This is a genomic window from Pseudomonas trivialis, assembly GCF_001439805.1.
Lineage (GTDB): Bacteria > Pseudomonadota > Gammaproteobacteria > Pseudomonadales > Pseudomonadaceae > Aquipseudomonas > Aquipseudomonas trivialis.
On sequence record NZ_JYLK01000017.1, the window covers coordinates 75,050 to 97,352 of the forward strand.

Annotated in this window: 8 protein-coding genes; 2 read left to right on the plus strand and 6 right to left on the minus strand. The window is 65.9% G+C overall.

The window, feature by feature from the left end; all coding sequences use genetic code 11:
• Positions 1 to 308: 308 nt before the first annotated feature.
• Positions 309 to 2,288: a peptidase U32 family protein gene (locus tag TU79_RS21140; protein WP_057009821.1), complete on the minus strand. Its 1,980-nt coding sequence runs from the start codon at positions 2,286 to 2,288 to the stop codon at positions 309 to 311.
• An 80-nt stretch (positions 2,289 to 2,368) separates the two neighbouring features.
• Entirely contained in the window at positions 2,369 to 2,749 is a 381-nt protein-coding gene (locus TU79_RS21145; RefSeq protein WP_057009822.1) for a RidA family protein, read from the minus strand.
• Between the two features lie 192 nt (positions 2,750 to 2,941).
• Here TU79_RS21145 and TU79_RS21150 point away from each other — a divergent pair, with 192 nt between their 5' ends.
• Positions 2,942 to 4,297, plus strand: a complete 1,356-nt coding sequence (locus tag TU79_RS21150) for a methyl-accepting chemotaxis protein (RefSeq protein ID WP_057009823.1) — start codon at positions 2,942 to 2,944, stop codon at positions 4,295 to 4,297.
• Between the two features lie 23 nt (positions 4,298 to 4,320).
• On the opposite strand, the gene TU79_RS21155 is transcribed toward TU79_RS21150, so the two are convergent.
• Positions 4,321 to 6,024 carry an ABC transporter ATP-binding protein/permease gene (locus tag TU79_RS21155; RefSeq protein ID WP_057009824.1) on the minus strand — a complete coding sequence of 568 codons (1,704 nt, stop codon included), beginning with the start codon at positions 6,022 to 6,024 and terminating at the stop codon, positions 4,321 to 4,323.
• Positions 6,025 to 6,223: 199 nt separating this feature from the next.
• Here TU79_RS21155 and fhuF point away from each other — a divergent pair, with 199 nt between their 5' ends.
• Positions 6,224 to 6,907, plus strand: a complete 684-nt coding sequence (gene fhuF / locus TU79_RS21160; protein WP_197675637.1) for a siderophore-iron reductase FhuF — start codon at positions 6,224 to 6,226, stop codon at positions 6,905 to 6,907.
• On the opposite strand, the gene TU79_RS21165 is transcribed toward fhuF, so the two are convergent.
• Genes TU79_RS21165 through TU79_RS21175 form a run of 3 tightly spaced genes read right to left on the minus strand, consistent with a single transcriptional unit; the run spans position 6,898 to position 22,295 of the window.
• Positions 6,898 to 8,538: a cyclic peptide export ABC transporter gene (locus tag TU79_RS21165; protein ID WP_057009825.1), complete on the minus strand. Its 1,641-nt coding sequence runs from the start codon at positions 8,536 to 8,538 to the stop codon at positions 6,898 to 6,900. The genes fhuF and TU79_RS21165 overlap by 10 nt on opposite strands.
• Positions 8,539 to 12,258 (minus strand): non-ribosomal peptide synthetase, encoded by a 3,720-nt coding sequence (locus tag TU79_RS21170; RefSeq protein ID WP_057009826.1) that lies wholly within the window; start codon positions 12,256 to 12,258, stop codon positions 8,539 to 8,541.
• On the minus strand, positions 12,255 to 22,295 hold the full coding sequence (locus tag TU79_RS21175) for a non-ribosomal peptide synthetase (protein ID WP_057009827.1): 10,041 nt from the start codon (positions 22,293 to 22,295) through the stop codon (positions 12,255 to 12,257). The genes TU79_RS21170 and TU79_RS21175 overlap by 4 nt, the downstream gene beginning before the upstream one ends.
• Positions 22,296 to 22,303 lie beyond the last annotated feature (8 nt).

Here is a 22,303-nt window from a genome sequence, read left to right on the forward strand (position 1 = left end):
CGCATTCGAAGCGGCGACGTTGACTACCGTGTCCCTATATTTCAACCAACACCCAAACCCTTGTGGTGAGCGGGCTTCCTGTGGTGAGAGGGCTTCCTGTGGCGAGCGGGCTTGCCCCGCGTTGGGGCGCGAAGCGGCCCTAAACCAGACACCGCGATCTATCAGGCAGACCGCGGTGTTTTTATTGGGGCTGCTGCGCAGCCCAACGCGGGGCAAGCCCGCTCGCCACAACAAGCCCGCTCACCACAGGAAACGCGCTAGCCACAGGAAGCCCTCTCACCACAAGAGCCCCCGCGCTAGCGTTTTGGCTAGTGAGTACCCTGATAGATAAGATTTTCCGGATTGAAATGCTCCACCACGCTGCCCGGTTGCGGCAACCCCAGGATATGCCCCTTGATCTTGCCCACCACATGCATTTCGCAGGGCTTGCAGTCGAACTTCAGGGTCAGCACTTCATCGCCATGGATCAACTGCATCGGCGCTACCTTGGTCTTAACGCCTGTCACGCCCTTGGCCTGTTTGGGGCACAGGTTGAACGAGAAGCGCAGGCAGTGCTTGGTGATCATCACCGGCACTTCGCCGGTTTCTTCGTGGGCTTCGAAGGCGGCGTCGATCAGCTTCACCCCGTGACGGTGATAGAAATCACGGGCCTTCTGGTTGTAGACGTTGGCCAGGAACGACAGATGCGCGTCCGGGTACACCGGCGGCGGTGTGGTCTCGGCCTTGCGCCCGCCACGAGGGTGGGCGGCAACCCGGGCCGCGGTGAGGGCTTCGATCACTTCGCGGCGCAGAGTCTTGAGCTGCGAGTTGGGGATGAAGAACGCCTGCGGTGCATCCAGCGCGATATCGGTGGCGTGGTACTCCGTGGTACCGAGCTGGCCGAGCAGGTCACGCAAGGTGTCCAGCGCCTGTTCCGGCTTGTTGGCCATGCCAAACGGGCCGGGCAGGGTGAGGCTGGCGATGATGCCTTCTTCGCTGGTGGCGGTGACTTCAAGCTGCTCTTCGCGCAGGCGCGCCACCCAGGCCAGGCCGATGCGGCGTTCGGCCGAGGTCTTGAGCAGGGCCTGTTGCCAGTTGTGGTCCAGGTTGCGGTTCAGCGGGTGGTGCGGGCGCAGTTGATGCAGGCCGGCGGGCATTTCGTTCGGCTCGACGCGGTAGCGGTAGCGCTTCTGCCCGTCTTCCTCGAACTCCCCCTTGGGCTCGGCGATGTTGGCGCGAAAGCCCACCACCTCACGCTTGACCAGTACATTGAGCCCGTCGCCGTTGGACAGCGGTTCATGGGTCACCACCTGCAAGTCGCGCTTGCCGGCCTTTTCCACGGTGCCTACCGGCAGGCCGGTGAAGGTCGGGGTGTCGAAGGCGCCGATGTCGATCTTGCGGTCGCTGACAAAGTAATCGGTGCTGCCCCGATGAAAAGTCTTTTCCGGATCCGGCAGGAAGAAATGCGCCGTACGCCCGCTGGAAGCGCGCGCCAGGTCGGTGCGGTCTTCGAGCACATCGTCCAGACGCTGGCGGTAATAGGCGGTGATGTTCTTCACATAGCCCATGTCCTTGTAGCGGCCTTCGATCTTGAACGAGCGCACGCCGGCTTCGACCAGGGCGCGGATGTTGGCGCTCTGGTTGTTGTCCTTCATCGACAGCAGGTGCTTTTCAAAGGCTACGACGCGGCCCTGGTCGTCCTTCAAGGTGTACGGCAGGCGGCAGGCCTGGGAGCAGTCGCCACGGTTGGCGCTACGGCCGTTCTGCGCGTGGGAGATATTGCACTGCCCGGAGAACGCCACGCACAGGGCGCCGTGGATGAAGAACTCGACGGCCGCCTCGGTCTCGTCGGCAATTGCGCGAATTTCCTGCAGGTTCAGCTCGCGGGCCAGTACCAGCTGCGAGAAACCGGCCTGATCGAGAAATTTGGCGCGGGCCAGGGTGCGGATATCGGTCTGGGTGCTGGCGTGCAGCTCGATGGGCGGGATATCCAGCTCCATCACGCCCAGGTCCTGCACGATCAACGCGTCGACGCCGGCGTCGTAGAGCTGATGGATCAGCTTGCGCGCGGGCTCCAGTTCATTGTCATGCAGGATGGTGTTGATCGTGGTGAAGACGCGCGCGTGGTAACGATGGGCGAATTCCACCAATTGAGCGATATCGCTCACCTCGTTACAGGCGTTATGGCGGGCGCCGAAGCTTGGCCCGCCGATATAGATGGCGTCGGCGCCATGCAGGATGGCCTCGCGCGCGATGGCGACATCGCGGGCCGGGCTGAGCAATTCAAGGTGATGCTTGGGCAAGGACATAGTTTTTTTAGTCAGGCTTGTCACGGTTGAGGCGCGCATTGTAGCCGTGAAATGCCTGACCGGCATCTACCGCAGGGCTGTCAGGCCTTGGCGGCCATTGCGGTGACTTCCACGCGCATGCCTTTGACGGCCAGTTCAGCCACGCCGACCGCCGCCCGCACCGGCCATGGCTTGGCAAAAAAGCGCGTGTACACCGCGTTGAAAGCGGCGCGGTCGGCCATGTCGGTGAGGTAGATGGTCATGTGCATCACCCGGTCCATCGAGCTGCCGGCCTTTTCCAGCGCGACTTTCAGCGCTTGCAGCGTGCATTCGCTTTGCAGGGTGATGTCGCCCAGTTCCAGGCTGCCATCGGCGTGGGTCGGGATCTGGGTGGACACCAGGATGCCGTTGAAGCCGATAACGTCCGAGGAAATCGAGTCTTCGTCGGGATCAGGAGTGAAGGACAGGTCGTGATTGGCCATGGGCGCCTCTTGTTGGCAAAAAAACAGAGGCGCCATGGTCCCTGAAAAGCCGCGCCGGGGCAAACCTGCGCAACCGGCCCGCGAGCGGATTTTGACGTCAATAAATAAACATTTTTGCCGCTTAAAGTCCCGTATTCCGAGGCCGATAGGAGTTCTGATACAACCGAATTATCCGCGCGCAGAGGGCACGTCATGTTCAACAAATCACTCAAGACAGAACTGGCGGCCAGGACGGCCGAAGTCACCGAGTACAAAGGACTGATTGCTGCGCTCGAGCGCTCCATGGCCGTGGTCGAATTCGACCTCAACGGCAAAGTGCTGCGCGCCAACGACAACTTCCTCAAGACCCTGGGTTACAGCGCCGCGCAATTGGCTGGCAAGACCCACCGCGATTTCTGCCTGCCGGCGCTCACCGGCAGCCCGGCCTACGCCACGTTCTGGCAAGACCTCAGAGCGGGCAAATTCGTGTCGGGCACCTTCAAACGGGTGGACGCAAACGGCAAGGTGATCTGGCTGGAGGCCAGTTACAACCCGGTGCTGGATGAGCGCGGCCAGGTGCTCAAAGTGGTCAAGTACGCCCTGGACGTCACCGCCAACGTCGAGCAGGAAGCCGCCACCCGCAGCAAACTGGTGGCGCTGGACCGCGCGATGGCGGTGATCGAGTTCGACCTTGCCGGGCAAGTGCTGGACGCCAACCCGAACTTTCTCAACGTGATGGGCTATTCACTGGCGGAACTCAAGGGCAAGCATCACCGCCTGTTCTGCGAGCCGGCGCTGATCAACAGCAACGAATACACCGACTTCTGGCGCCGGTTGAACAACGGCGAGTTCTTCACCGGCCAATTCAAGCGTATTGGCAAACAGGGTCGCGTCGTCTGGCTGGAGGCCAGCTACAACCCGGTATTCGACAGCGACGGCAAACTGATCAAGATCGTCAAGTTCGCCAGCGACATCACCGAGCGTGTGGAAAAGTTCGAGGAAGATTCACGCGGCGCCTCCCGTGCCTACCACATCTCGTCCGAAACCGAGCGCTTCGCCGAGCACGGCACCCAGGTGATCCACGACACCGCCACGGAGATGCGCCGCATCGCCGAAAACATCGGCGCCTCCGCCAAGCTGGTGGGGCAGTTGGGCGAGCGTTCCGAGCAGATCACCGCCATCGTCAACACCATTCGCGGGATCGCCGACCAGACCAACCTGCTGGCGCTCAATGCCGCCATCGAAGCCGCGCGGGCGGGGGACCAGGGCCGTGGGTTCGCAGTGGTGGCCGATGAAGTCCGGCAACTGGCCGGACGCACCAGCCGCTCCACCGCCGAGATTGCCGAGATGATCGGCATGATCCTTTCGGAAACCCGCGACGCGGTCTCCAGCATGAATTCCACTCAGGAGGGCGCGCAACGTGGCGTCAACCTGGCGGACCAGGCCGGTTCGGTGATCCTGCAGATCCGCACCAGCACCAGCGATGCGGTGCAGGCGGTGAGCATGTTTGCCTCGAAGCTGGACGAGTCGGAGGTGATCCCGAAGACCGCCGTGGGCTGGATGGGCTGATCAGCGTGCGCCAGTGAGGTCGCCTATACCGGCTGCATCACCGCGCGGCGTACCCATTCCACTTCGTCGCGCAACTCCAGCACCTGCCCATGAAACCGCTCCAGCGCGGCATTGTGGCCAACGCTGATGAGGATCGTCTGCGGCAACGTTTCTTTGAGCAACTGGTAGCAACGCGCTTCGTTGGCCGCGTCCATCGCCGCGCTGCTCTCGTCGAGGAACAGCACTGCCGGCCGCGCCAGCAGCGCACGCACAAAGGCGCAACGCTGTTGCTCGCCGATGCTCAGGGTCTGCGCCCAGTCACGCTCTTCGGCCAGTTGCGTGCCCAGGTGCGCCAGGCCGAGCTGGTCGAGGAACCGCTGTACCACCGCGTCCTGCTCGGCCGGTGCGGGGTTGGGGTACCAGAGGGTTTCACGCAGGCTGCCCAGGGGCAGGTAATTTTTTTGCGACAGGGTGAGGGTGCGCTCACGGTCATAGGCGACCGACCCCGAGGCATGATGCCAGAGCCCGGTGAGGGCGCGAATCAGGGTGGACTTGCCATAACCGGACGGCGCGCGGATCAGCAAGCTGTCGCCGGGCTTGAGCGCAAGGTTGAAGCCGCTGAACAGACGGCGGCCGTCCGGTAGCCAGATGTCCAGATTGCGCACCTGCAAGCCGTCACGCTGTTGCGTCAGCACCACGGCGGACTCGATCTTGACGGTGTCCAGACGCTCCTGGAACCCATGCAGCCGGTCGATCACCGACTTCCATTCGGCCAGTTCCGGAAACACGCCCACCAGATACGCCACGGCCGCATGCACTTCGCCAAAGGCGGCGCTGATCTGCGTCAGACGGCCCAGGGTAAAGACCCCGGCAAAAAACTGCGGCGCCATGATAAACATCGGAATCACCGTGGCGCTGCGCAGGTAGAACGTCGAGTAACCCATGATCAGCTTTTGCTTTTTCACCAGCCTCCAGAAGTTCTGCAGGGCAGCTTCCAGGCGCTGGTTGAAGCGCTGGTTTTCCACCGCCTCGCCACGGTACTGGGCCACCGAATCGGCGTTCTCGCGCAGGCGCATCAACGAAAAACGAAAATCAGCCTCGCGCCGTTGCTGCATGAAGTTCAGGTGAGGCAGGGCGCGACCGAGCCAGAAGGCGAAACCGGTGCCGGCCAGCGCATACACCAGCGCCACCCACACCAGCAGCCCGGGTATCATCAGGCCGCTGTCGCCCAGCGGAATGCGGATCAGGTCCGAGGCCTGCCAGAGGATATTGAGGAACGAAAACAGCGACACCACGGCCGTCAGCAGCCCCAGGCTCAGCTTGAGCGACTTGATGATGAACAGGTCGATGTCTTCGGCGATGCGCTGGTCGGGGTTGTCGACCTCGGTGTCGCTCATCTTCAGCTTCTGGTAGCGCTGGCTGCCCAGCCACTGGTCGAGCATGTTGCGCGTGGCCCAGCGCCGCCAGACGATGGTCAGTTTCTGCTGGAAGTGAAACGCGCCCACGGTGAACACGGCGAGGCCCACCTGCAGCAGGATGAACTGCCCCGTGCCGAGCATGAAGCCCGGGTAGTCCTTGGCCTGCAGCGCGTTATAAAAATGCAGGTTCCAGAAGTTGTTGAGAATGTTGACGCCCACCAGACACAGGTTCATCAGCACCGTGCCCAGCAGCAACAACAGGGCCGGGTATTTCTGTTCCGAGGTCCAGAACGGCCGTGCCAGGCGCCAGAAATTGCGAAGTGTATGCATGAGGGCTGAAGATGTCCGGTCGTTGGCGACGTTGAGTTTGCAGGGGAGGGAGGATAGGATCCGCCAATGCTAATCGCTTGCATTCATAAGGGAAAGCCACAGGAGCATCGGTATCGAATTTCCAGAATGGCTCAAGCAGGCGTGGCCGCCGATCCAGCGGGTCATCCAGCTTGACGCGAATGACCAGCCTTTTCTCGCGCTGAGCCGCGTGGCCGAGCCGGCGCTGCTGCAGCCGGTGCTGGCCGAGTTCGCCCTGCGTTACCCCGGCGTCAACAACGCGGCGGTGGTGTCGCAGTGGTCGATGAACTACATGAGCATCGTGGTGCCGGCCACCCTGGCCTGCGTGCTTACCCGCGAGCAGGCCATCGACTTCTGGCGCGACGACAGCGTGTTGCGCCTGGACGCCGGCCAGCCGCTGGCGTTGCACTTTGCCAGGCCCTTGCCGGGCCTCGCCGCCGCCGAGCGGGCCGACTACTTTTCGCGCTGGGTGCACGAGCACCTCGCGCCCCTGTTCGCCACCCTCGCGCTGGCCGGGGGCCTGGCGCCGAAGATCCTGTGGGGTAATTTTGTCGCGATCTGGGACGGCGCTTTCGCCCGGCTCGACCCGGATCTGTCCCGCCCAGGCTTTGCCGACGCGCACCGCTGGCTGGAACCGGTCACCGTCAACCACGGCCGCCTGAAATTGCGCGGCCTGCAACGTCAGGTGCCGTCGCCCGCCCCCGAGATTTGCCCGCAACTGCCGCTGCGCCGGCATTGCTGCCTGCACTATCAACTGCACCCGCTGGTGGCAGGTGAGCCGCTGGTGCTGTGCGAATCCTGCCCCAAGCTGCACCGCCTGCCACTGGCCGAGCAGGTCAGTTACCTGCACTCGCTCTACGACTGAGCTTCCAGCGCCACGCCGGCCGCCAGCGGCGCCTCACTCAGGCGCCCGTGTTCGAGGCGCAGCAGGCGGTCGGCGAGGCCGAAATACGCGTCGTCGTGAGAGATCACGATCACCAGTTTGCCCCGCGCGCGCAGGTCGGCCAGGATCCGCGTGTAGAAAAAGTGCTTGAACACCGGGTCCTGATCCGCCGCCCACTCATCGAACAGGTAGCACGGCCGGTCATCCAGATAGGCACTGAGCAACGCCAGGCGCTTGCGTTGCCCGGAGGACAGCGCCAGCGTGGTCAGGCGGCCCTGTTCGATCTGCACCTTGTGATCCAGTTGCAGGTGCACGAGGTAATCCTGCGCCTGCTGCACCAGCTTGGGGTTGTCGCCGTCGAACAGGTTTTCGAACAGACAGAAGTCGGTAAAGATCGCCGAAAAGTGCTGGCGGAAATGGTGGTTGTCAGCGCTTGAAGACACTTGCTCGTCCAGCATCACCTCACCGCTCTCCGGGCGATACAGGCCGGTCAACAGCAGCGCCAGGGTGGTCTTGCCGCTGCCATTGCCGCCGGCGATGAACACCACTTCGCCGGCCTTCAGGGTGACGCTGATCGGCCCCAGGGTGAAATGCCCGTCCTCGCGCTCGCGGTAGTAGGTGTGGGTGACGTCACGGCACACCAGGCTGCGCACGCGCGTCGGCGCGAAGGTGTCCAGGGTTTCCTCGGCGCTGTGCATCTGGCCTTCCAGCGCGCGGATCTTGTTCAGCGCAACGCTGGCGCGGCCCAGGGTCGGCACCGCGTGCATCAGCTCCGAGAGTGGCGTGATCATGTACAGAATCGCGAGAATATAGCCCGTGACCAGGCTCACGCTCAGGTCGATAAAACGCGGCGCCACAAACAGCACCACGCCAATCAGCAGGTAGAACACCGCGTTGCCCCAGTTGAGCACCACCGCGTAAATGCTCATGCCACGCACGAAGTCGCGCCGGTATTGCTGGCTGGTCGGCAGCAGCAGGCGGCTGAAAAAGTGTTGGCGACGCGGATGGTTCAGCTGCAATTCCTTGCTGCCATCGGTGAGCAGCCGGTAGTGGTCGAACAACTGGTCCTTGAGCTCGCGCGCGCGGGAGATCGAGGTCAGCGCCTTGCGCTGCGGCCAGTTGAAACTCAGGCTGCCCAGCACGATCAGCAACACCGTGAGGCCCAGCAACGGCAGGCTCAACCAGCCCAGGTAACCGAGACAGGCGAGGATGATCCCGCCGTTGACCAGCAGCACCGGCACCAGCTCCACCGCCTGGCTGATGGTTTGCGTGTCGTCGGTCAGCACCGCCAGCAGCCGGTGTTTGCCCAGGCGCTGCAATTGCGCGTAGGGCGTGTCGATCAGTTTGGCGCTCAGGTGCAGGCGCATATCGTTGACCGCCGCCTGGCCCAGGCGCAGCAGGCTTATATCGGAAATGATCCGCGACACCGCCACCAGCAGCACCAGCGCGCCGAAGTACAGGCCATCCATCGGGCGCAACTGGTCGAACACCGTGAGGCTGTGGTTGATCATCGCGATCAACCCCGCCGCCGCGAGGCCGCAGGCCAGCCCGGTCAGCGTCGCCACCAGCAGGGCGCGCCACGAGCGCTTGGCCATGAGTATCAGCAAATCCATTCAAACTGCTCCGTCTGTCGCCAGGGCCGCAAGGCCGGCCGCCAGCTGTTGATGCACCGAGGGTTGCGCGAGGATGTTCAAGTGCTGCGCCTGCACCACTTCACGGGTGTAAGCGCCGCTGCTCAACTGCTCCCACTGCGGGTCGGCAAAATCTGCTTCTTCCAGCGTGGCATCCGCCCACCACACCTGCACCGGGCAGCGCAGCCGTGGCGGCTGGAAGCTGGCGAGCAACTGGCGGGTCTGCTGCTGATGGCCAAGCCGCGTGTGCAGGTGTTCCCAGCTGTCGCCGTCGAGCTGCAGACCTTGCTGCTGCGCCCATTGCGCCAGCGCGGGCAGGCGCTGCGCGGCGGGCAGGGCAGCCAGTTGCGCGGTCAACTCGGCCAGCGCCGGCGCCGGTAAGCCGCGCAGTACCGCCTGGCTGTTTGCCGTGAGCGCCTGCGTGGCGTCGGCCAGCAAGGTCTCGACGCTGTCTTCATCGGCGCTGCGCGCGTACTGCGAGTCGAGGATGCCGAGAAACGCCACCTGTTCGCCGCACCGCTCCAGCTGCGCCGCAGCGGTGATCGCCAGCAGCCCGCCGAGGGAAAAGCCCAACAAGTGATAGGGCCCGTGCGGCTGCCGAGCACGTATGTGCTCGATATAGCGCGCCGTCAGGCCGTCGATATCGCCGTCGCCCACCGTGCCGTCGTCACCCAGCTTTTGCAACCCCCACAGTTGCCACTGCGGCAGATGGGGCAGCAGCGCACGGTAATCCTGCACATGCCCGGTGGAGGGGTGGAAGCAGAACAGATTCGCCCCCGCGCCCGGCGTCGACAGGCGCACCAGTGGCGACAGCTTGAATTCGGCCTGCACCAGCGCGGCAAAGGCCGCCACGCTCGGTGCATTGAACACCGCGTTCACCGTGACCGGCGCCGCCAGTACCGTCTGCAGGCGGCTGGCCAGGCTCACCGCCGCCAGCGAATGCCCGCCCAGGGCAAAGAAATCATCCTCAATGCCCACCCGCTCCAGGCCCAGCACCTGCGCCCAGGTCTCGGCCAGCAGCGCCTCCAGCGGCGTGCGCGGCACTGCACCGCCGACGCCGCCCTGCACCTGATCGGCCCATTGCTGCAGGGTCTTGCGGTCGAGCTTGCCGTTGCCCATCAGCGGCAACGCCTCAACGATGCGCAGGCTTGGCAGCATGTAATCCGGCAGGCGGTCCTGGGCCTGGCCGTGCAGTTGCGCCACGCTCACCGAGTGCCCCGGCGCCAGGGTCACGAAGGCAAACAGTTGCTGACCCAGTTCGCCCTTGGGCAGGCATTCCACCGCCGCCTGGGCCACGCCCGGCAGGCCGGCGAGCTGCGCCTGGATCTCGTCAAGCTCGATGCGAAAACCACGCACCTTGACCTGGCGGTCGCTACGGCCGGTGATTTCCAGGCTGGCGTCGTGGCGATAACGCGCACGGTCGCCGGTGCGGTACAGCCGCTCGCCGTCGCGCTCGATAAAGCATTCGGCCGTCTGGGGGGCGTCGAGGTAGCCGCGCGCCAGTTGCGGCCCGGCGATATACAGCTCGGCGTGCTGCCCCGGCGGCACCGGTCGCTGCTGTTGATCCAGCAAGTACAGGCGCATGCCGTCGAGCCGATCATCCAGCGGCAGGCGCCGGTAATCACAGGCCGGGTTGAGTTTATGCATGGCCACGCCCACGGTAGCCTCCGTCGGCCCGTAGTGGTTGAACAGCGTCAGCGCCGGCGCGAACTGGCGGATCGACTGCAGCAGGCGCGGCGAACAGCTCTCGCCGCCGAGGATCAGTTGCCTGCGCGGCAGCACGGCGGCGCTTTGTGCGTGCATCAGCCAGGCATCGAGCAGCGACGGCACGATTTTCAGATGGTCGACCGGGTACTGCGCCTGCCAGGCGGCCCAGGCCTGGGCGTCCATCGCGGTGGTCTTGTCCAGCAGGTGCAGTTCGCCGCCGCTGAGCAAGGCGGGAAACAGCAGGGTGTAACCCAGGTCGGCGGCCAGGGACGTGACCACGGCGCTGCGCTCACCGGCTTGCAGCTGCAGGCGCGCGGACACGCTGGAGACATAACTGGCCAGTTGCGCGTGCTCGACGATCACGCCCTTGGGCACACCGGTGCTGCCCGAGGTGAACAGCACATAGGCCGCATCCGTGGGCAGCACGTCGTTGCCCAGGTCGGCCATGGGCGCCTGTTGCCACACGGCGGTGTCGCGCAGATCGAGGCTGCCCATCGACGCCAGCAGCGGCGCGCTGCCGGCGGCCCCGGTCAGCACAAAGCGCGGCTGCGCCTGTTGCAGGATCGCCAGGGAGCGTTGCGCGGGCTGGTGCACGTCCAGCGGCACAAAGGCCGCGCCGCTCTTGAGCACGGCGAGCATCGCCAGCACCATCGGCGCCGAACGGTCCAGGTACAGCGCCACGCGGTCCTCACGGCCGATGCCCTGGCCGCGCAGGTAATGCGCCAATTGGTTGCTGCGCGCGTGCAGCTCGGCGTAGCTCAGGTGCTGGTGCGGATCGCGCAGGGCCAGGTGTTCGGCAAAGCCTGCGGCGCAGGCGTTGAAGCGCGCCGGCACGCTGGCGAACGGCGGGGTGATGCGCTGATGGCGTGCCGCGAGTGTCGCCGCAAAGCCCGGCGCCGCCAGCGACAGTTCGCCCAGCGGCGTGGCGGGGTGGGCGAGGGCGTCCAGCAGCAGCGATTGCAGTTGTTCCAGCAGGGTTTCAGCGGCCCGGGTGCTGTAACGATTGGCCTGATGGCACAGCGTCAGGCGCTGATCGTCGGCGATCAGCAGCAGCTCCATGCCGGCCGGGATTGCCGACACTTCCAGCACCGTGAACGGGGTGGCGGCGAGCGCCGGGCTCCACTGGAAACCATAAGGTGACGCGAGGTCGGCCGGCGAATATTCCTGCCATTCGCCCACGTCTTCACAACGTCTTTGCAGCGCCGCCAGGGCCTCGCCGAACGGACGCTCCAGCGCCGGCTGCCACGGCAGCGGCAGGGCCTTGGCGAACAATCCCCAGCAGTCGGCCAGTTCTTCGTAGTCGTCACGGCAGTCATGCACCCAGTTGAGGGTGAGGGCCGGGCTGTCAGTGGCGCTCAACCGCTGCAACAGCACGCCCCAGGCGGCCATCAGCAGGTGTTCGGCGGGGGCGGCCTGGGCGTGCAACGCAGCGCTCAACGCGGGATCGAGCATCACGCAGGTGGTCAGCGGCGTGTCGGCCTTGTCGCTGCGCGCCTCGCGGTACAGCAGCTCGGTGCCGGCCTGTTGGCCCAGGGCCAGATCGGCCCAGTACTGGCGTCCCTGCGCCGCATCGTCATCCGCCTGCAGGTCATGAATCCAGGCGCTGTACTGGGTGTAGGTCATCGCCTCGGCGTCCGCCAGCGGCGGCTGCATCGAACCCAGCGCCTGCGCCAGGCGCAGCAGTGTGCCACGGTCGGCCGCCAGCGCGGGCAGTTGCAAGGTCACCCGTTGCACCTCGGCGTCCAGCGCCTGCACGTCAATGCTGACCACGCTTTCGCCGGCGACGCGTTGCAACGGCACCTGCATCCCCGGCTCGGGCCGAGTGTGCAGGCGCAATGCATCATGCACCTGCGCCAGCGCCGCCAGCCGTTCACGCAATTGCGCCAGCGCGGTGGCGCCACGCACCTCCAGCACCAGACGGGCCGGCGGCGCATTCGCCAGCCATTGGCTGCGTTGCTGTGGCGACAGGGCGAACGCTGCCTCGTGGTTGCTCATGGCTGTTCCCCCAGTTGTTCGCGGTTCATCATCTGCCCCATGGCCACGCAGATTTTGCGCTCGCCTTCAAACGGGTCGCGGGCATGGGCCACCAGCATATTGTCGAGCATCACCATGTCGCCCTTGTGCCAGGCAAAGCGCACCGCACAGGCCTCGTACGCGGCGCCGATCACGTCCATCACCGCGTCTTCGATCACGCTGCCATCGCCGTAATACACGTTGCGCGGCAGGTTGCCGGCGCCGAACAGGTTGATCAGGTTGCTGCGCACCTCAGGCTCCAGGCACGCGCTGTGGTGCAACTGCACCTGGTTGAAAAACGACGCTTGGCCGGTGTCCGGGTGCGTCACAATCGCCGGGCATTGCTGGGCGATCTTCAGGTTGTCCGCGCCCAGCCACTCCCACTGCATGCCCGCTTGGCGGCACTGACGCTCGACCTCTTCGCGCTGCTCGGTCTTGAAGAAGTCCTGCCAGCGCACGTCCAGCTTGTCGGTGAAGTGCCGCACATACAAAAGGCCCAGGGCCTTGAAGCGCTCAACGATGTCCGGCGGCAACTGCGCCAGCACCTGGCGGCAGTCGACAATCGGCGTGCAACCGCCCCGTGGCGCCGGGATCTCGCAGAAGAACCACTGCTTGCGCGGCCATTGCGCCATGTGCGAGCTCTCGTTGTGGAACAGGATCATGTGCTGTTCCGGGTACGGCGTGGAGTGATAGATATTCTTGCCGGATTTATTCTTCGGCAGGTCGCCGTAGGTGCCGTACAGGTCCGGCTCGATGGCCTGGGCGAACTGCTCGAAAGCGGCGGCATCCGGCAGGTTGAACCCGCGAAACAGCAGGCCGCCGTGGGTGCGCAGCTGCGCATTGATCCACTCGCGCGCCTGCACGGCCCAGTGCACCGGGTCGAGGTCCGCCAGCAAGGGTTCGATCACCAGCGGCAGCGGTTGCCCCTCGCCCAGGGTGCGGGTGCGCACCTGCTCGTGGGCCAGTTGGCTGACGGCGGTGGCGCGGGTGTTCTTCAGCTTGCTCATCTTCGACTGCTTGCGCTCGCTGCGCGCTTGCGTCTCATCGATGGCCACCGGGGCGTCTGCGTGCAGGCGCCACGTCCAGTCCTGCAACGTCAGGCTGTCGAGCAGTTGCGCAAAGCCTTGCTCCAGGCGTTCAACGGTGTGCGCCTGCAACACGCTGGTGCGATAGACCCAGCGTACCTGCAAGCCGTTTTCGTCTTCCTCGACAAACACGGCCAGGTCGAACTTGCTGGTCTGCTGCTGCGGCGCCAGATGTTCCACCGCCAGGTCCGCCAGGCTGGCCGTGCCCTGCGGCGTGTTCTGCATCACGAACAGTACCTGCACCAGCGGGTTTACCCCCGGAGTGCGCGGCGGTTGCAGCGCCTCCACCAGCTTGTCGAACGGCACTTGCTGGTGCTGGAACGCGGCCAGGCAATCCTCGCGCAGGCGTTGCAGGCGGCTGTCGAATGTATCGCCGGCCTCCAGCCGTGCGCGGATCGGCAGCACGTTGACGAAGAAGCCGATCAGGTTTTCCAGCGCCGCCTGCTCGCGGTTGGCCAGGTCGGTGCCGACGATAAAGTCATTGGCGCCCGTGGCCCGCTGCAACAGGCTGTTGAACGCATTGAGCAACAGCATAAACAGCGTCGCCTTGTGTGCCTGGGCATACGCCTTGAGCACCTGGGTCTGGGCCGGGGTGAAATGCTGGGTCAACAGCGCGCCCTGATAGTCCGGCTGGGCCGGACGCGGCGCATCCAGCGGCAACGGGATCAGCATCGGCGCGCCGTCGAGCTGGCGCCGCCAATAGTCGATGGCACGCGCCAATTGGCGCTGTTGCGCTTCGCTGCGTTGCCACTGGGCGTAATCGGCGTACTGGATCGGCAACGCGGTAAACACCGGCGTGGTGCCGCTGGCACAGGCCTGGTAACCGGTGATCAATTCCTGCATCAGGATGCCCATGGACCAGGCGTCCGTGGCGATATGGTGCAGCACCAGTTGCAGCACGTGATCATCCGCGCCCAGTTTCAGCAACTGCGCGCGCAGCATCGGCGCCTGTTGCAGATCAAACGGTTGTGCCGACTGTTGATCGATCACCGCCTGCAGGGCTTGCGGCTGCACCGTGAGTGGCGTGAGGTCGAGCGTCGGCGCCGCATGGATCACCTGGCACGGCTGGTCGCCGTGCAAGTCAAAGCTGGTGCGCAGCGATTCATGCCGTTCCAGCACCCGCTGCAACGCCTGTTGCAAGGCGGCGATATCCAGCGGGCCACGCAGGCGCACCACGCTGGACATGTTGTAGGCCGCGTTCGGCCCCTCAAAACGGTCAAGGAACCACAGCCGTTGCTGGGCGTAGGACAGCGCCAGCGGCCGATTGCGCGGCACCGGCACGATCTCGTCCTCGTCGGTCACCTGGGCCTGTTGATCCACCACCTGTGCCAGGTGCTCCAGGGTGCCGCCCTCGAACAGCACGCGCAGCGGCAGGCTGACGTTCAAGCGGCGGCGAATGCGCGAGAGCATCTGCGTGGCCAGCAGCGAGTGGCCGCCAATGGCGAAGAAGTCATCGTGCACGCTGACGCTGGGCACGCCGAGGATGGCCTGCCACAGCTCGGCCAAGATTTTTTCGGTCGGCGTGCGCGGGGCAATCGACACGCCATCGGCGGCTGCGGCCTGGGGCAGATCCAGCGCGGCGAGAGCCCGGCGGTCGACCTTGCCGTTGGCATTGAGCGGAAGCTGCGCCAGTTCCACCCAGCGCGCCGGCACCATGTAGTTGGCCAGTTGCGTGGCCAAATGGGCGCTCAGGACCGACTGCGCATCGGCCTCAAAGGCGCTATCGAGCACAAGGAACACCACCAGTTGCAGGGCGCCACGGGCATCCGGCAAGGCTAGAACTGCTGCGCTCTGCACGGCCGGGTGCTGCATCAGACGGTTTTCGATTTCGCCCAGTTCGATGCGATGGCCACGAATCTTCACCTGCTGATCGCGCCGGCCCAGGTATTCGATCACGCCATCGGCGCGCAGGCGGCCGATATCGCCGCTGCGGTAGAGGCGCGCGCCCGGCTCGAACGGATGATCGACGAAGGCTTCGCGGGTGCGTTGCGGGTCGCGCAGGTAGCCGCGGCCCACGCCGACGCCACCGATGCACAGTTCGCCCGGCACGCCGATGGGCACGCTGCGCAGCGCGCTGTCGAATACAAACACCTGGTTGTTCGCGGTCGGCCGGCCAATCGGCATGTGCAGGCAGTCGGCGTCCGGTGCCTGGGTGATTGGGTAAAACGCCACGTCATCCGAACACTCGGCAGGGCCGTAGGCGTTCATCAACGGGATGGTCGGGAAGCGCGCAAACCAGTCCCGGGCCAACGCCGGCGGCAGCGCCTCGCCGGTCGGCAGCAGCCAGCGCAAGGTGGGCAGGCGGTGCTCGTCGCGGGCTTCCTGCAACATGCCGCGAATCAGCGCGGGCACGGTTTCCAGCAGGGTCAATTGTTGCGCCTGCACCGCATCGAGCAGGGCCAGCGGGTCATGGGCCTGGGCGTCCGGCAGGATATGCACGGTGGCGCCCACCAGCGGCGCGGCGAGGAACTGCCATATACAAATATCGAACGCGGCGGAGGCGGTCTGGGCGATGCGGTCGTGTTCGCCCAGGCCCAGGGCCGGCACCTTGCCGAAGATGTTATTGAGCATGCCGCGCTGTTCCACCATCACCCCTTTAGGCGTACCGGTGGAGCCGGAGGTGAAAATCACATAGGCCAACTGGTCGGGGTTGTGCGCGTAAGTCACCGCGGGCCGGGCCTCGCCTTGCCACAGCGTTTGCGCAACCAGGCAGGTCGGCTGCTTGAGCAACTGCGGCAGCACGCCCTCCAGCACGCCACTGGCGCTGTCGCACACCAGCAACAACGGCGCTTCACCCAGGTTGAGCAGCTCGGCCAGACGCGCGGCCGGCTGCTGGATGTCCAGCGCCTGGAACGCGGCACCGGCCTTGAGCGTGCCGAGCATCAGGGTCAGCAAGGTCAGGCCGCGCTCGGCAAACAGCGCGACCAGGGTTTCCGGGCCGGCACCGGCGCTGTGCAGGGCATGGGCGACGGCGTTGGCGCGGCGGTCCAGTTCGGCGTAGGTCAGGGACTCCTGCCCGTGCACGGCGGCGATCTGCTGCGGCCGGCGGCGCACCTGCTCGTCGAACAAGGCGGCGTAACCCTGGGTCAGCGGGAAGTCGACCGCGCTGCGGTTCCACTCCACCTGCAGTTGCTGACGCTCGGCGGGCGCCAGCATGTGCAGGCTGCCCAGCGTTGCCTCGGGGGCTTCGAGCATGCTCGACAGCAACTGCACCAGGTGCCCGAGCATGCGCTGCACGCTGTCGGCACTGAACCGCTGGCTGTCATAGGACAGGCGAATGCCCAGGCGGTCGCCGGGGTACAGCACCACGGTCATCGGGAAGTTGGTGTGCACGCGGTCTTCATAGATGTCGATGCTGAAGGCGTCCAGCTGCACGCTGCTGATGTCCAGCGGCGCGTTTTCGAACACCACCAGGCTGTCGAACAGCTGCTGCCCGCGCGGCACGCCGCTGCTGCGCTGGATATCCACCAGCGAGGCACTTTCGTGTTCGCGCAGCCGCGCATTGTGCGACAACAGCGCCTGCAACCAGCCGGCGACCGGCGCTTCGGGGTCGACGTCGAGGCGCAGCGGCAGGCTGTTGATGAACAGCCCGACCATTTCCTCGACGCCGGCAAGCTCGGTGGGGCGACCGGCCACGGTGACGCCGAACAGCACGTCGCGATTGCCGCTGTAGCGCGACAACAGCAAGGCCCAGGCGCCCTGGATCCAGGTGTTGGGCGTCAGTTGGTAGTGCTGGCACAGCTGCTGCAAGCGTTGGGTCTGGCTGATGCTCAAGGTCTGGTCGAGGTCGCCGACCGCTTCCGGCGCCTGCTCCGCGCGGGCCGGGGCGTTGTCCAGGTGCAACGGCGTCGGCTCGCTGAAACCGGCCAGGTCCGCTTGCCAGAAGGCGTGGGCGGCGGCCATGTCCTGGCGTTCCAGCCAGCTCATGTAGCCACGGAATGAGCGAAAGCGCGGGCGTGCCAGCGGTTCCTGATGCACAACTGCCTGATAGATCGCCAGCAGGTCCTCCATCAACAGGCCGAAGCACCAGGCATCGGTGAGGATATGGTGGAAGCTGCGCACCACGGCGAATCGGCGCTCATCGAGCTGGAACACGCGCAGGTGCGTCAGTGGCGCGACGCCCATGTCGAAACCCTGCACGCGCTGGGCCTCCAGCGCCTGGTCCATGGCCAGGCGTTGCTGCGCGTCATCCAGGTGACGCAGGTCCTGCCAGTCGAACGCCGGCGCGGTGTGGCGGTACACGCATTGCAACGGCTCATGGTCGTCCTGCCACCAGAAGGCGGTGCGCATCATCGGATGGCGGTCGAGGAACACCTGCCAGGCCGTTTCCATGGCCGGGCGTTGCAGCACGCCGTCCCAGCTGTAGCGCTGCTGCATCAGGTAGATGCCGCTGTGGGGCTGCAGCAGGGTGTGCAGCAGCATGCCCTGTTGCATCGACGACAACGGGTAGACGTCTTCGAGGTTCGCCCAGTCCAGCGGCTCGGCGGCGAGGGTTGCGGCTTGCCGGTGGCACAGCGGGAAGGCGTCGCTGTGGGGACGCAGCTCAGGCGCGGCCGCAAGTGCAGCAAGGCTGGCCAGGCGCTCGGCCAGTGGCGCGGTCCAGTCGGCGGCCAGCGGGCCTTCGCAGCGCAGGTGCAGTTGGTCGTCCTGCCAGTGGGCTTCGACGCGCAGGGCATGGGCCGTGGCCGCCGGCAGGTCGGCGGCGGTGATCTGCGCCAGCATGCCGTGGGCTTCGCGGTGGCTGTCGAGGTCGCCGCGCCAGTGAATCGCGATATCGGCCGGGGGCAGATCGCGCAACGGTTCCTGCAGGTAGGTGTTATCCGACAGGTAGCGCAGCACGCCATAGTCGGCGCCGTGTTGCGGGTAGGCACGCAGTTGCGCGGCCACGGCGTGCAGGCGTTGCAGCGCGGTGGCTGCGTCGGTGTGCAGGAACACCGGCACCGGCAGGTCCAGCGCGCCGATGATGCGTTGCGGTTCAAGATCGGCGAGGGCGATGGGCGACTGCACCGGCAAGCGCTCAATGGCCGGGCGCGCAGCGTACAGCTCAAGCGCCAGCAGGCCGTTGCCGCACTGTTCGGCCACGGCAGTGGCCAGCAGGCTGTTCCAGTCCAGGTGCAGCACCTCGGCCAGGCGTTTCAAGGCGCCGGAGGTCTGGCTGCTCAGGCTGTGTTCGATCACCTGGCTCGGTTGCTGGCTGGCGGGCAGTTGCAGCGTGTCCATCCCGGCAAATTGCAGCCAGTGTTCCCAGGCGTCATCGAGGGCATCGCTGTGGGCGTGGTCTTGCTGATGGCGCGCCCATGGGGTGAAGTTGCCGCCGTGATAGGACAGCCGCACCGGCCGTTGCAGGCGCAACTGGCTCAGCGCCAGATTGAGGTCGGTGAGCAACAACGGCCACGAGGCGTCGTCCACGCACAGCGGATGCGCGGCCAGCAGCAGGTGCCCGTCGCCCAGCAGGCTGGCGTGCAGGTTTTGCCCGGCTTGCAGGTCCAGTTCGTCGACCGCGGCCTGGGCGAGGACCTGCAACTGATGCGGCAGGTATTCGCCGCTGCTGATGGCGGCCGCCTTGGGCACTGCCAGTACGCGCTGCTGCCAGTCCGCGTCGAAGCCCAGGCGCAGGGCCTGATGATGCTGCTGCAAGGCGGCAAGGGCCTGAGCGAGCAAGGCAGGGTCCAGCGGCTGCGCCAGGGCCACGCAGCGCCAGGTGGCCGTCAGCGGGCCTTGTTCCAGACGCGCACGCTGGCCGGCGCCGAGGGGCAGCTCATAGCCGTCGGCTTGCTGCTGCGCCACGGTGTGGCTGGCATCGGCGCCGAGCACGCGTGCGATGTCGGCGACGGTGCGGTTCTCGAACAGTTGGCGCGGGGTGAGCTTGAGGCCTTGCTGGTTGGCCCGCGCGATGATTTGCAGGTTCAGAATCGAATCGCCGCCGATGGCGAAGAAATTGTCGTTGACCCCAACCTGTTCACGCTTGAGCACGTCCTGCCAGATCGCCGCCAGCAGGCGTTCAACGTCATTGCGTGGCGCCACATAATCGGCGCTGTCGTCGCGGGTGGCGTGGGGCAATGGCAGGCGTTGCACATCGACCTTGCCATTGCCGGTCAGGGGCAGTTCATCGAGGGTGATGAAGTGCGCCGGCACCATGTAGTCCGGCACGCGGCTGCCCAGGTCGTTGCGCAGCTTGAGCGCCGACAGTGACTGGCTGGCCACCAGATAGGCGACCAGACGCAGGCTGCCCTCCAGCTCGATCGCGCGCACCACCACCTGTTCGATCAGTGGCGACAGGCGCCGAATCTGCGCCTCGACTTCGCCCAATTCCAGGCGATTGCCGCGAATCTTCACCTGACTGTCGACGCGGCCGAGGAACGCCAGTTGGCCGTCCACCAGCCAGCGCACGCGGTCGCCCGTGCGGTACCAGCGCTGTTGCCGGTCATCCAGGTGGAAGCGTTCGACGGTCAGGTCGTCGCGGTGCAGGTAGCCACGGGCGAGTGCGCCGCTGATCAGCAGTTCGCCGCTGATGCCGGTGGCCACGTCGCGCCCCTGGGCGTCGACTACGCGCAGTTGGCGGTTCGGCAGCGGCCGGCCGAGGGCAATGCGTGGCTGGCCCGTCGTGAGTTCGGTGGCAATCGCACCCACCGTCGCCTCGCTCGGCCCGTAGTGGTTGAACACCCGCAGGCCGGGCGCCAGCGCGTTGACCTGAGCCAGCAGCGCCGGGCTCAGGGCGTCGCCGCCAAACACCAGCAGGGCCGTGGGCAGCAAGCGCGCATCCGGCAGTGCCTGCAACAGCCCGCTGAGGTGGCTCGGGGTGATTTTCAGCACGTCCACCGGGAACTCGCTGAACAGCTGCGCCAGGGCCAGCGGGCTGAAAGCGCTCTCGTCATCCACCAGCAACAGGCTGGCGCCGCTGCACAGCGCGCCGAACAGCTGGGTGTGGCCGAGGTCGGCGGCAATGCTCGACAGCAGGCCATAGCGCGCGGCGGCGGGCGGCTGCAGCACGCTGTGCACCGCGCTCAGGTAATCGACGATGGCGCGGTGTTCGACCACCACGCCCTTGGGCGTGCCGGTGGAACCGGAGGTGTAGATCACGTAGGCCGCGTCATCCAGGCGGTGGGAAACCACGGGCGCGCTGGCGGGACGGACGGCAATTGCTGCGGCCTGTGCGTCCAGGCACAGCAGCGGCGTGTGCTCACCCAGGCGTGTCAGCAGGGGCGTCGCCGTGGCGCCGATCAACAGCGCGGTGCGGCTGTCCTGCAGCACGTCGGCCAGGCGTCCGGCGGGTTGTTTGAGGTCCAGCGGCAGGTAGGCGGCGCCGGCCTTGAGGGTGGCGAGCACGGCGATCACAAAATCGGCGCTGCGCTCCAGCGCCAGCGCCACCAGGCTGTGACGGCCGATGCCCTGGGCGCACAGATGCTGGCTAAGGCGGTTGGCGCGCTGATCGAGTTCGCCGTAGCTCAGCACACCGTCGCGGTCGCGCAGCGCCGGTTGCTCCGGTGCGGCGGCGGCCTGCTGTTCAACGCGCTGATGCAGGCACAGGTCGGGCACTGCAAGCGCCGCACCACGCCCGAGGGCTTGCAGTTGCTCGCGCTCCTGCGCACCCAGCCAGTCGAGATCCGCAACCCGGCACTGCGGCTGCGCGGCCATGGCCAGCAGCACCGTGCGCAATTGCGCCGACAGCAGGGCGATTTCCTCGTCGCTGAAACGGCTGCGGTTGTAGCTGAACAGGTAATGCAACTGCTCGCCCGGCACCACGATCAGCGACAACGGAAAATGGTTGCGCCCCTGGGTCAGGGTCAGGCCATCGCTAGCGTGCTCGCGGTTCGGGTCGGCGAAGCTCAGGCCACCGGCGTCCTGGTTGAGCGCATCGGTGACCGGGAAGTTCTCGAACACCAGGATCGAGTCGAACAGCGCCTGCTCGGCGGCGATGCGGCTCATCGACTTGAGCTTGCCCAGCGGCAGATACGCGTGGTGGCGCAGGTCGCTGTTGGCTTGCTGCAACTGTTGCAGCCAGTCCACCAGCGCCGGGCCTTCGGACCATTGCACGCGCAGGGGCAGGGTGTTGATGAACAGCCCGACGGTGCTGTCGATGGCGGCCAGGTTTTCCGGGCGACCGGCCACGGTGACGCCGTAGATCACGTCATCGCGCCCGGCGTGCTGGCCCAACAGCAGCGCCCAGGCGCCCTGGATCAAGGTGTTAAGGGTCAGGTGATGGCGACGGGCGAACTGCGCCAGTTGCTCGGTTTCGTCGATGCTCAGGCGGTGTTCGCGTTCGGCGCACGGCGCGTCGGCAGGCGGGGTCAGGCGCAGGCCGAAGTCGGGCAGCGGGGTCGGTTCGCTGACATCCTGCAACTGCCCGCGCCAGAAGCTTTCGGTGGCGGCCATGTCCTGCTCGGCCAGCCAGGCGATGTAGTCGCGGTAGGCACGGGTCGGCGGCAGATTGGCCGGGCGGCCGTGGGCGTGTTCGTAGTAGAGCGCCAGCCATTCCTGGATCGCGATGCCCACGCTCCAGCCGTCCATGATGATGTGATGGAAGGTCCAGATCAGGTGCCAGCGCTGCGGTTCGAGGCGCACCAGGGCCAGGCGCATCAGCGGCGCGTCGTTCAGCGCCAGCGGTTCGGCGCGTTGTTCAAGGGCCAGTTGCGGCAGGGCGGTGTGGCTGTCGCTGCGGCCTTGCCAGTCGAGTTCGCTCAACGGCAGGTTCAACCCGGACTGCACCACCTGATAGGCATCGTCGAGGTCTTCCCACAGAAACGCGCTGCGCAATACCGCGTGGCGTTGCATCAGGGCCTGCCAGGCGGCGCGAAACGCCGGCAGTTGCAGCGGGCCGTTCATGTCCAGGCTCAGTTGCTGGTAGTACACCCGCGAATCGGGCTCGACCACGCTGTGAAACAGCAAACCGTGCTGGGTCGGCGACAGGGAGTAGATGTCTTCGATGTTGTTCATGGTTGTGC